The 11388-nt window shown below is 36.0% G+C and carries 13 protein-coding genes, 1 tRNA gene and 2 pseudogenes; 9 read left to right on the plus strand and 7 right to left on the minus strand.

What is annotated here, in order from left to right; all coding sequences use genetic code 11:
* Window positions 1-177: 177 nt before the first annotated feature.
* The 3 genes from S3O_RS0108965 (at window position 178) to S3O_RS0108975 (ending at window position 3093) form a co-directional block, all read left to right on the plus strand.
* On the plus strand, window positions 178-1767 hold the full coding sequence (locus S3O_RS0108965) for a hypothetical protein (RefSeq protein WP_010598775.1): 1590 nt from the start codon (window positions 178-180) through the stop codon (window positions 1765-1767).
* A gap of 49 nt (window positions 1768-1816) precedes the next feature.
* Window positions 1817-2683 (plus strand): hypothetical protein, encoded by an 867-nt coding sequence (locus S3O_RS0108970; RefSeq protein ID WP_010598776.1) that lies wholly within the window; start codon window positions 1817-1819, stop codon window positions 2681-2683.
* A gap of 254 nt (window positions 2684-2937) precedes the next feature.
* Window positions 2938-3093, plus strand: a complete 156-nt coding sequence (locus tag S3O_RS0108975; protein WP_010598777.1) for a rubredoxin — start codon at window positions 2938-2940, stop codon at window positions 3091-3093.
* Between the two features lie 74 nt (window positions 3094-3167).
* On the opposite strand, the pseudogene S3O_RS12530 reads toward S3O_RS0108975, so the two are convergent.
* Window positions 3168-3467 (minus strand): annotated as a pseudogene (locus tag S3O_RS12530) (CopD family protein); the annotation flags it as partial.
* 58 nt (window positions 3468-3525) lie between these two features.
* On the opposite strand from S3O_RS12530, the pseudogene hemF reads away from it, so the two are divergent.
* A pseudogene (gene hemF, locus S3O_RS12535) lies at window positions 3526-4290 on the plus strand (oxygen-dependent coproporphyrinogen oxidase); the annotation flags it as partial.
* Between the two features lie 93 nt (window positions 4291-4383).
* On the opposite strand, the gene S3O_RS0108990 reads toward hemF, so the two are convergent.
* A complete protein-coding gene (locus S3O_RS0108990) occupies window positions 4384-5610 on the minus strand; it encodes a tyrosine-type recombinase/integrase (RefSeq protein WP_010598780.1) in 1227 nt (408 codons plus the stop codon).
* Window positions 5611-6116: 506 nt separating this feature from the next.
* Here S3O_RS0108990 and S3O_RS0108995 point away from each other — a divergent pair.
* Together S3O_RS0108995 and S3O_RS0109000 are read left to right on the plus strand one after the other, a co-directional pair.
* Window positions 6117-6575 (plus strand): hypothetical protein, encoded by a 459-nt coding sequence (locus S3O_RS0108995; protein ID WP_010598781.1) that lies wholly within the window; start codon window positions 6117-6119, stop codon window positions 6573-6575.
* A gap of 632 nt (window positions 6576-7207) precedes the next feature.
* Window positions 7208-7283, plus strand: a tRNA-Lys gene (locus S3O_RS0109000).
* Window positions 7284-7583: 300 nt separating this feature from the next.
* Here the strand turns inward: S3O_RS0109000 and S3O_RS15955 are convergent.
* The gene (locus S3O_RS15955; RefSeq protein WP_156792856.1) at window positions 7584-7784 is read right to left on the minus strand and encodes a hypothetical protein; all 201 of its coding nucleotides are present in this window, start codon (window positions 7782-7784) and stop codon (window positions 7584-7586) included.
* Window positions 7756-8172, minus strand: coding sequence for a hypothetical protein (locus S3O_RS17530; RefSeq protein ID WP_050816887.1), 417 nt, complete (start codon window positions 8170-8172; stop codon window positions 7756-7758). The genes S3O_RS15955 and S3O_RS17530 overlap by 29 nt, the downstream gene beginning before the upstream one ends.
* 126 nt (window positions 8173-8298) lie before the next feature.
* On the opposite strand from S3O_RS17530, the gene S3O_RS0109010 reads away from it, so the two are divergent.
* The 3 genes from S3O_RS0109010 to S3O_RS19085 all read left to right on the plus strand — a co-directional run bounded on the left by S3O_RS0109010 (window position 8299) and on the right by S3O_RS19085 (window position 9273).
* Window positions 8299-8664 carry a hypothetical protein gene (locus S3O_RS0109010; RefSeq protein ID WP_010598782.1) on the plus strand — a complete coding sequence of 122 codons (366 nt, stop codon included), beginning with the start codon at window positions 8299-8301 and terminating at the stop codon, window positions 8662-8664.
* Window positions 8664-8915: a hypothetical protein gene (locus S3O_RS0109015; protein WP_010598783.1), complete on the plus strand. Its 252-nt coding sequence runs from the start codon at window positions 8664-8666 to the stop codon at window positions 8913-8915. The genes S3O_RS0109010 and S3O_RS0109015 overlap by 1 nt, the downstream gene beginning before the upstream one ends.
* Window positions 8916-9021: 106 nt before the next feature.
* Window positions 9022-9273 carry a hypothetical protein gene (locus S3O_RS19085; protein ID WP_010598784.1) on the plus strand — a complete coding sequence of 84 codons (252 nt, stop codon included), beginning with the start codon at window positions 9022-9024 and terminating at the stop codon, window positions 9271-9273.
* Window positions 9274-9625: 352 nt separating this feature from the next.
* Here S3O_RS19085 and S3O_RS0109030 read toward each other — a convergent pair whose 3' ends face one another.
* The 3 genes from S3O_RS0109030 to S3O_RS18295 form a co-directional block, all read right to left on the minus strand.
* On the minus strand, window positions 9626-9895 hold the full coding sequence (locus tag S3O_RS0109030; protein WP_010598785.1) for a hypothetical protein: 270 nt from the start codon (window positions 9893-9895) through the stop codon (window positions 9626-9628).
* A gap of 28 nt (window positions 9896-9923) precedes the next feature.
* The gene (locus S3O_RS0109035; RefSeq protein ID WP_010598786.1) at window positions 9924-10283 is read right to left on the minus strand and encodes a hypothetical protein; all 360 of its coding nucleotides are present in this window, start codon (window positions 10281-10283) and stop codon (window positions 9924-9926) included.
* A gap of 877 nt (window positions 10284-11160) precedes the next feature.
* A complete protein-coding gene (locus S3O_RS18295; RefSeq protein WP_202798032.1) occupies window positions 11161-11352 on the minus strand; it encodes a hypothetical protein in 192 nt (63 codons plus the stop codon).
* Between the last annotated feature and the right edge of the window lie 36 nt (window positions 11353-11388).

The raw sequence follows: 11388 nt of genomic DNA on the forward strand, positions 1-11388 counted from the left end.
TCTTTTTATATCATATATTCTTATTATTTATTTTGAATAAATAATTATTTTTATTGAAAATAATATGTTAAGATACCCTGGCAGTTAAAGAGAAGAAAATCGAGTTAAAAGGAGTCTTTACTTTGTTTTATTCTTGTTTAGTGCTTGCTGAGATGGATCGTCAAAAAAGGAGTTTTTATGCGACACCGACACCCCCGAAAAAAAATACGAGCAAAACGCTTTTTCTTTCCTAAAAAAAGAAATTTACCTTTATTTTATAGCCAACCTAGAAAAATATTAACGTTAGCCTATGATTATGAAGACGATATCCGTAATGAAACGGACTATCTTGAACGAATTCAAACCGCTGTTGAGCAGTTTAATTCGTTTGGGTTAGTTCATTTTGTTTATCGACAGCAAAAAGAAATCAACGTGACCATTATCCGCAACTGTCCAGTAAATGAAATGGCTTTGAAAGAGAAGCTTTTAAATCAGATTATGTTCGATAAAATCGAGAATTTGGCGGATAAAAAATTGGGATATGCGGCAGTTATTCCCCTTAATAGTTATTTTAGGTATTTAAGTTCATTTTCTAATGAAACAGTCACTTCAATATCGAGCTTTGCTTCCTTGGGCTGTAATCTCGCAAATCCATCTTACCAAAAGTTAGGGATTGGTGTTTTAGTGCATGAATTAGGCCATATTTTAGGTATCATCGATTTAATCCAATATAACCCAGAGCATACCCAAGGTATTCTGAGTTATAATTTGACACAAGACGCATTGGCTGCGCTCGAGCAGGAGTGTATCAAAAAAAAATATGATCGTACCAACATGAATTGTGTAAAAGCAGATTTGCTGCGTACCGCACAGCGAAAAGTAGAGGATTACTCTTATATTATTCCTTTTACCCCAATTTCCATGTTTTCTCTTTATCAATATCATGGGAATATATTAAAACCTTTTATTATTTTTAATGAGACACGAATTCAAGAAATTCTCACTGAATATGGTTTTTCGGAAACTGATCAGGATACTTACTTCGCATTACTTAATGAGTATCAGGGACATGCTCACCTCTTAACGTATCAAGATTTATTAGCGTTAGCGTACACCGTTTATGGTATTGCACCGGATACGTTAATCAAGCGCCGAATTTACTTACCTTATTTTCATTTTATTGGAGGAATGTATCGTCCCCTCGAACAGGAGCAACAGTTAGTAAGCTTAATTCAAACTTTTGTGCAGGCTGAGAATTTTACTTACCCAATTCTTTCACAAAAAACGGTTACATTTTCGATTACAGCGGGTATTTTTTGGCAAGAAGATTTAATCGATCTTTTAAAATTAGTCAGTTTGAATAATAGCCCACTATATTGCTATTTAGAATCGTTTGTTCCCCCTTTCTCGGTATTTAATCTTACTCAAGCCTGTATATTGAGCGGGGTGATTAATCAAGTTGGGACGTTTCATTTGAACATTACGGTTAAAGATGATTGTACACATACTAAAAATATACTGAAAATAGAAAGTTTACCCGGATATAATCTACCAAAATATGAAATAAAATATTCTATTTTTATAGGTAAACCCGTTGTATTATTGCAAGCGAATCAAACCCATATTGATAATTTGGTGGCCACATGTTTTGCTGCGGCTTATCCTCCTCATTTATATGACTTGAAATGTGCTGTGATGACGCCACATTTACAGTCCTATCTTAAGCAATGTACTTTAACCCTGCCTGAGCAAGAAGAGCTGACTGAAATTAAAATAAAAAATATTTAATGATTGGACTCATAAATTTTGTACATTGAAGTATCCTTCCTTTCAGGAAATGACGTTAAATAAAACTAATTTAAGTCTTGTCGAACCTTTATCTGCTCAGAGATTTAAACGTTCGTCTCAGGAAATGACGTTAAATAAAACTAATCTAAGTCTTGTCGAACCTTTATCTGGTCAGAGATTTAAACATTCGTCGGCGCCATTGAGTGACCGTTATTTAGGCGTTGTTTCGATGATGCCGGCATTCGATTATTTGCTTTATAGCAAACAATTTAACTACTTGTTTACTTTGCCTCTTTTACAGGGTGTTTTTGAAGGTATGGTCGATGAAAGTCGCTTGTCTACGGCGGTTTGTTCGATATTGAAGCTTTCACCACGCCTGAGTTTAATTGGATTAAGTTTGTGGTCTGATTTTCAGTGGCCTATTTTTTTATTTTATACATTATTTGAAGTAAACTTTGCTAATTTTCTCGAGAAAAAAGTAAGTCCTAAGCTAAAAAATTTTATTGTGGGTCTCTTTTTTATGTTACTGACTGAATTTGAATATGGCTGTTCAAATCTATGGGAGCGTGCAGAAAATCCACGGTTTTGGCCGGGTTATTCTGATCAATTTAATCAACTATTTATTCAAGCACTGTGGGTTCCTTTGATAAAAATCATGGCTTACCTGACAACGATTGCGGTAACAGAAAGTTGTCGTTGTATAACAGATGACATAACCGAGGCGAGTAGCGAGGAGGAAGACCGCTTAGAGAATAATATGGCGATAATACTTGATTCAAGTGAGCCTATCTTGCTCCTGCGAAATAAGTCGCTGGCGGCGGCTAATGCTTCTTTTTTTGGGAAAGCAGCCAACTCAGACATCTTTCAGAATCAGTTAGGAGAAGCGTTATGCACATTGATGCCGAAAGGAAAGTAACCGTTGTTTATTCAAACAAGGATTAGGAGGTGTAAGTGATCTAACGCTTGTGTGCTCAGAGAAGAACAGTGTTATTTTTCACCGCTCCAGAATCTAACGACTAAGATATAATAAAAAAACTAGGAAAAAGCTTTGCCAAATCAAAATAATTTTATTATAGTCAGGCAACTTAAGACAATAGCGATTGTTTTCTGAAATAACACGAGTGAAGTAGGTAAAAAATGTTAGAAGAAACCAAGGTATTCAGAAGATATATGTGTTTACAGTGTGGGTATATCTATGAAGAAGAACACGGTTGGCCTGAAGACGGTATTCTTCCGGGTACGCGCTGGGAAGACGTTCCTTTAACCTGGCGTTGTCCAGAGTGTGGTGCAATGAAGGAAGATTTTGAAATGATAGAAATCAATTAGCCTCTTTGCTAAATTTAGGTCATTCTTTTTATGAAGTGAGAATGACCTGTTCCTTTTTCATCGAGAAAGCACAGCTAAAAAGGGCGAAGTTCTACCAGTAAAACCGTTCCGATTAAGATAATTGTAGGAAATTCATTCCAACAACGGTAAAAAAACGCAGAGTGCGTATTTCGACCTTCTTTGAAAGCTTTTAACCACTTACCACAAACATGGTGAAAGCCTAACAGTAGGCCCACTAAAATCAATTTTGCGTGCATCCAGTTGGCGTGCCAGTAGGAGTAGCGACCAGCATGGAGTAAAAGCATGCCAAAAAAGAGAGTCGCCAGTGCTGCAGGCAGCATAATATAGTAGTAAAGCTTATGTTCCATAAGCTTAAAGCGCTCATTGCCGAGAGGATCTTTTGCCTCAACGTGATAGACAAATAAGCGTGGGAATTTTTCTCATATTCACGGAGCACAGTTACCACCCAGCGCTACGCAACGAAATCCACAGATCGCAGAGCAGCCTTTTGAAGCCATGGGTGTTTCACTGATTATTCATCCATTGAATCCGTATGTGCCTACCGTACATTTTAATTTACGTTTTATACATCTTGGTAGTAAAAACGCGAATCTTCAATCGCCACAATGGTGGTTTGGAGGTGGTTTTGATTTAACCCCTTATTATGCTTTTACAGAAGATTGCCAACACTGGCATCAAGTAGCTAAGCAAGCATGTGATCCTTTTGGGGCGGATGTGTATGATGAATATAAGCGAAATTGTGACGAATATTTTTATTTGAAACATCGTCAAGAAGCGCGTGGGATTGGGGGGCTTTTTTTTGATGATCTCAATCACTGGGATTTTGATACCTGCTTTTGCTTTATTCAAAGTTTAGGCAACCATTTTTTAAAGGCTTATTTACCGATTATTCAGCAACGTAAGCATATGCCTTATGGTTCGAAGGAGCGTCATTTTCAGTGTTATCGACGAGGCCGTTACGTTGAATTCAACTTAATTTATGATCGAGGTACCTTATTTGGACTACAAAGCGGTGGGCGTGTTGAATCGATTTTAACTTCGATGCCTCCTCAGGTTACTTGGCTTTACGACTGGCAACCAGAACCGGGTTCGCGTGAAGCAGAGCTTACCCAGCGATTTTTAATTCCACAAAATTGGTTATCTTCTTCTGTGATCGGCGGATGCTTAAAAGAGTAGTTATCCTTACAAAAAGGATAGGATGACTACAGAGCAATCAGTTTGTTGAATACGAGCAGGTAATATCTCTCGAGGTTGACCCACTCAAGTAAGTTATCCTAAAGGATTTAACTTTTTCTTTTTAGCTGAAGCATGGCGCGCGCGCATTTCAATATCAATGTATTTGTCAGTGACCGCACTAGAGCTATGTCCGGCATCGTCTCGGACGTGTTCCCGTGGCCGATATTTTACATCTTCCGAAATACCTGTATGACGTAGCCAATGCACGGTTGCGGTTCGTAATTCGAGCGCATCTTCTTTTAAGCCGTCCGCTACCATCTTTTCAAAGGCGCTGTCAAAACAAGCTTGTACGATACTGCGAATTTGGCGTGTACTTTGAATGGGCCCACGACCTTTTGTTTTACAGATTAAGGGCGTGGTTTCTCCTCGGGTAGGTAAAGGGGGTAATCCCAAGCTTTGCCGATAACGTCTTAGAGCATCCAGCATGGCATCGCTGACACTAATCATGCGTTCTTTATTCCCTTTTCCAACGGTCATAAACCACCAATTACCATCCATATCTTTTTGAAAATGACCCATTTGTGGTTGCCAACGTGCTGAGGAAGCCAGTTCGGAAATACGAAGATACATTCCGTAAAGCGCTTTCACCACAAATAAGCTGCGCTCATGAAGTTCAGGAGCTTGATGGGCCATTTTTTCTACGACCTCAATTACATAGGCCCACTGTAATTCACTTAAACGGCGTACGATACCTTTAGTATTTTTTTTGCGTAGAAATTTATTTTTTTGCCGGATTTGTGCAACAGGGTTGAAACCTATGTAATTTTCTTGAATTAAATAATTGTAAAAACTACCACAAATAGCAAAAATAGCTTGTAATGCTTTTTGCGATAAAGCATATTCTTTTATTTCAGGTGCCAGCCCTTGACGACTCGCCACCTTAGAAACAGTTGCTACAAAGGGACGCCAATCTGGATTGGGTTTCCGTTCTCCTGCTTTTTCAATGAAACGCGTGGTATGTTTGATTCCAATCCAGCGTTCAAGTGGTTTTTGGCAAAAACTAATAAAAGACTCAAAATCTTGGCGACAAATTTCTTTGATCGATTTTTTTTCTATAAACCAGCTCCATTGCAGAAGGCGCTCTATTTCGCGACGATAAGCATTAAAAGTTGCTAAACTACCACGGTAACTATATAAAAAATAAAGTGCTTGGCGATAATCCGCTTCAGCAAAAGGCAGGTTTATAGTATGCGCTCTCGTTTCATTGAGGTTTGTAAATTCAAGTGAATCAAAAAGTGGTATCGGGATTATTTGTGCCATAATATGCTAAAAAGAGGATAATGCTGTTTAAAGTTTATCATTTTTTCTCCTGTACGTACCTACCTTTAAATTTCAGTTTTTTACAAAGCCCAATAGAATCAGTCAGTCTCTCGTCAAGATTTACGATAAAATAGTATTTTAACTTCACAATAATACCGAGTTTATAAACTTTTTTAGGGACAAGAAGGTAATAAATACGACATATTTTACTTTATGCCGTTTTATCGCCTTTCTGTTAAGCAGTAGTTAAATTTTTAAGGGGGTGGGCGGATAGTTATCTTTAGCGATCTTTCTATGGTAGATTTTATTTAAAAAATTTTATTTTTAATTTAAATAATAGGATTAGGATAAGTTTAAAGTAATAATAATCAATGCGATAAATAAAGTTACATCAAGATAGTTTAAATCTATTTTTTAAATAAATACAACGGGAATTATGAGTATATTTCTTATTTAAAATAATGTTATCTTTTAAGTAGCTTTCTTAACAGGGAATGAGTAAATTTATGAATAATAATACCGAGAATTTTGGACAAATATTTTTCGAAAAGCTTTCTTTTTTATTGGAACAAAATAAAACAATGATTGAGTTATTTGAACAGTACACTAATAAATTTAGGGACTTATATTTAGATATCTCCAATATGAGTCAAATTAGTGACTCATCGCTGTCAAGTGAAAAAAATCTTGAATTTCAAGAAAATTATCAATCTCTACAAGAAAGAACAGAAGAAAATAAAAAAATTTTAGATGCGCTGAAAGAAATTTACCGAGAACAAGAGAGAATCTCAGAAAGGAACGAATTGAAAGTAGAAGTTTTAGAAGCATTTAATCAAAAAATGCAAGAAGGATTAAATTCGACTAATAAACTTCAAAGAATAAATTCTTTTTTTACGAATTATTTAGAAGAATACAATAAAAAAGTTCCTGATAAAGAAATGACAGCTATTTGTTTTCAAAAATAATTAAATAAAATTGTTTTAAATTAGAAAAGTTTATACTATTTTCTTTTCTTATTAAAGTGTTATCCATTTAATATGCTATATTTTTTAAATATAACAATAAGTTCTATTATACTTATATTAATTAGAGAGATTAAGTGATTTTTCTTATTAATGCATATCTGTAATGTTTAAGTTTATTAAATTTTTTATTATAAAAATCAAGAGTTAATTATAGCTTTTCTAATTAAGTTATTTGAGTATGTATGATCTCTTCATGCTACAGGGTGTTCAAAACCTTATCAGAATACACTCGCTATCATTGAAAATCTTTCTAAGAGACTAAAAAGGGTACTAGGTATGGTTATCTAAGCCATCAGATAAACGTTTAAGTAAAAATCAGGGAAATAGATAAAAAAGAGGATATCTTGACTTAAGACGAGTTGCGACATTACTAGGAGAGTAGAAAAAGTAGGAAGAAGATTGATGAGGTGCGTTTATTTAAGGATCAGTACGAATAGGGGCTTATTTTTGAATAAGGTGGATTTGTGTGATGAAACAGTTGTGTAGATAAATAACGATAAAAGAGAGGTAACAATAAAGAAATGGGGCTTGCTATCGCTTAGTAAATTGCCTATAATCTGCCATTCTGTTTTGGGCCGTTAGCTCAGTTGGTAGAGCAGTAGACTTTTAATCTATTGGTCGATGGTTCGAATCCATCACGGCCCACCAAAAAATAAGACTAAAATCAAAGACTTATACTAAGCGCAACTTTGCTTCCCCTTCCTTTAAATTTTCTTGCGCGACTGACTTCGAGAGAATTTTTTCTGAGTATTCTTAAGTGTTTCCCTACTTCACATACTTTATTTGCAGCGTAAATAAGATTACCTATAAAGCCTGTCTACTTAAAACAACCAAGCGTTTTTCACGGTTTTTAACCTCGGCAGCGGGAATGATAAAACAGAGCTTTCAGGTATTTTTATCTCCCATCTCCATTTTAAGTGACAGACTTCATGATCACGACAACCTGTATTAACAGCGAATAACGCCATGCGCCGTAAGTGCAAAGGTAATTCCACTTAATAATTTCGCTTGTTCATCTAATTGAAGCGGATAAGGTTCTCTTTTATCGGTTTCACGAAGCAACTTAATTTTAGGTGCTTTATGTAACCAACTTAAATTATACTCATCCTTCCATTCATGTTCAGCGAGATTTAGAATATGTCTTACCACTTGCAATCCGAAAATTAATTGTTCGGTTCTTAAGTCCTGCTAATTTACGTTCTTTAATGTATCGTCTTAAGCTATCGATATGCACTGAGTCCAAAGCCAAATCGCCGATGTATTTATCTAAAGTTTTTAAATAGTAAGCGTCCACGTGTAAACTTGATTTTTCTTTTTCCTCTAAATACTTAGTAGCCGCTTCTCTAAAAGTCCGCTTAGGTCTGACTCCATAAACGCTAGCTTGCCGAATCTGCTCAAGTCGATGAACTAAATAACGTTCAGCTTCTTCGAGCGAGCTTGCGCCAGTGCTTTCTGAAATGCGACGGCCGTTGACTTTTTTGTTAATGTGCCAGATGTTCCCGAGTTTAACGAGTCCTGGCATTTTTTTTCTTCCCATACTGATCTCCTCTGTAATGGAGGACGACCCTTACATTGCACCAATGACACCGACATTTCGAGACTCATAAACGAATTACCGAAACAAGTCTTCACCATCAGTGCCAAAATCTTAGCCAAAAGAAGATTGTTAACGCAAGATCGCTCTATTCCGCATATCAATACCCATTTATTCCGCTTTGACTTTCAAAGTCCGCTCTACGATCTACAAAAACAAGATGATTTAAGTCCTTTTACGACAGCAGCGCAAATATTTCAGCAGTATTGGGGCGAAGGTTCAGTGCTTGCAGCTACCAAAGAAGAAGTTGTTCCATTTTTAGTAAATAAGTTAAGTTTATCCTCCAAACTTTTTAAATCTAAAGAAGAATTAGCTATTTTTATTAAAAAAATGGCACAAATACAGCAAAGTCAAATGCCAACGCCGCAATTATCGTCACCGTCAACCAGTGCTAGTCCAATTGCCATTCCTTCCCCTTCAAAGGTGCAAATGTAATGTTAGAAAAATTGAATCAATTATTAAAAGATAAAATTATTGATAAGTTCTTATACGATACTTATCTACTCTTTGAACTAGAACCAAAAAGTAAAGCTTATTTAAACGATATGATAACGGATAGTTGTATGGAACATGCACGCGCTTTTACTGGTGCTGCTTTTGCTTGGCAAGATGGTCGTCGCTCCGTGTGGCGGATGATTCAAGAAAATATCTATCAAGTTTGCCATGCCTTGAAAGATAATTTTTAGTGAGGTACTTGAACTATGATAGAAACCAAAAATAAACAGGATGGGCAAGAAGTAGATGTTACTATTTTAGAATCTAATGAATCGACTAAAGCAGAACCTAAACTCTATGCCGGCAAAATATAAGTCTGTAGAAGAATTAGAAAAGGCGTATAAAAACACCTCGACGGTATTTAATGAGAATAAAGCCTTACAGGAAAAACTAAAAAGCTTTGAAGCACCCAAGAGTTATAGCTTGCCGAAATCACTTTCATTACCAGAGCAAGAGATTCAAGGACTACAAAACATAGCCAAAACAGCCGGCTTGAACCAAGAGCAATTTAATAAGACTCTATCTGCCATGTCAGAACAGCAGCAATAGTATCAAAGCCAGATCGAAGAAAGAAAAAAGATTCTCGGTGATAAGTTAAATATCATCAAAGACTATGTCACAAAAACCTATCCCTCAGCGTTACAGACGACGATTTTAAATACCCTTATCGGAGACGAAAACGCTATTTCAGAAGCCTTAAAACACCGCGATCAAACACTCAATACGCAAGTTCCTGGACTTAGCAACCAACGGGGTCGTTTTTCTGACCCGGAAGATGCTAAAGAAGCCTTAGCTAAAATCTCAGACGAATATCACAAAAATCTGACTGAGAAAAATAGAAAACGTTATGTTAACCTCGTCAACGAAGTAACTAACGAGGTTAACAAATTGGGTTAGTACATTAGCACAGTTTAAATGATCGGAGATGAGCGCTGTCTTCTTCCATTTCTGGTGCACTTGGTTCTACATTTCGTGCAGCCAACATCCGCATCTTGTCGTTCGGATTATTTGAAGCTAAGAAATTAGCGTCATAAAAATTTTGCAATTTTTGATGCGTATCACTTCGTCCTACCTCGATAATACTTCGATGAGCCGTTAAATCTTTATCGCGCAACATGCTTTTGGTAAGCACCTGCAAATTAAAAAGCGTAGAAGTGCTATCTAACTGCATTAAATAGTTATCAATAGTCGCTCTCTTTTTAAGGTCCAAACGTGGATTGAAGAACAATAATTATAAGCACTATTTTCTTATCATTCAAGATCTTTTTCAAGCACTCTTTAAGCGAATTTATTTTATTTTCTAACTCGTTATTATCAAGGCTAGGATCGCATTTATTATTTTTATAATCTATAAAAGATAAAATCACGTTTATTGCTTTTTTGACATTTTCTTCTTCGTATGGTCTATCATGTTCATCCACTACACAAACAGAAGAGGTCCAATGCGATTCCTTCCTAGCTTCGTCGAAGGCTCCCAACAATCCGTTTAATACCTTTAAAATACTGCTTACCTCTTCAGGATGATTGGTTAGTATTAATTCAGGTTTTTGCTGTATCAATTTTGTAACCCAAATCGTCCAGCATTATTTTTTTTTTGTATTTTAGTACCTTGCTAGTCATATTTACTTACCTATTTATTAGAATTGTTGTGGATTGCTTATCATTATAAAAAATTAATAAGAAAATATCTAATATATATTTCTTATATTATTGATAATATTTTTTTATAGTCGAGGGGGCATTGACAATTTTAGAAGTTTGTTTCTTTTTTCAAATTACCAACACGCCCTTAAATAACTTAGCAGACAAATTAAAATTTAAGTTTCATAACCCTAAAATTGTTACTCAAAATCTTCCGCCCACTCGATCTAGGTGTTGGCACTGGAATGGCATAGTGAGGTGCATTTACGCATAGGAGAAATTAAAGAAGGTACTTTTATTAAAATTAAGAAAAAATCTAGATAAAGTACCTGTAAACGCTATCGTTAGAAGCTATAATTGAGCTATCAATCTAAAAAGCCCGCAAGGTTACCTTTTTAGAAAGGTCGAACGCATTATCAGCCCTAAGTTTTAGGCAACCTGATAGATGAAATTATTGAATTAATTTTTATTTATCAGGTTATTTATGTCCGATGAATGAGGCTTTATCAACACCGCATCAGCACCGAGATCGGACTCAAAATCTGATTGACTCAACTGTGCACTGCACACAATAAGCGGTGTGCCTTGGTTAAGATCAGATAATCTCGCCGCCTTTATCACTTATATACCTGATTTGTCGGGTTCCTTATCAGACCAAGATTTACTTAGTTTAGAAGATTGATATTTTCAAAAGCCGGTGGCCGGTGTAGCCTTGAAGAAGGCTTATTCGCCAGAAAAATCAAACGAATCATCGGCTATTCAATCAGTGAGCTTGATATCTCTTCTATCCACCACTCACCACGGCTGAGTAGTTTTGGAGTTGAGTGAGCCTGCAAGCTCAAGCTGTTGATTATTGCCTTCTCTTTTCGCTTTCATTCCCCATTCTCCAGTATAAGGATTTCTATTACCTTTCTTCGACCAATTATTATTGAAATTACCATCAGGATTACTGCGATAATGAGGTCTGACGATGATAGTCGTGAACAAACACATCGCAATAAACGCCAAATGAAATCAAACTGC

Source organism: Rickettsiella massiliensis 20B, assembly GCF_000257395.1.
GTDB classification, from domain to species: domain Bacteria; phylum Pseudomonadota; class Gammaproteobacteria; order Diplorickettsiales; family Diplorickettsiaceae; genus Diplorickettsia; species Diplorickettsia massiliensis.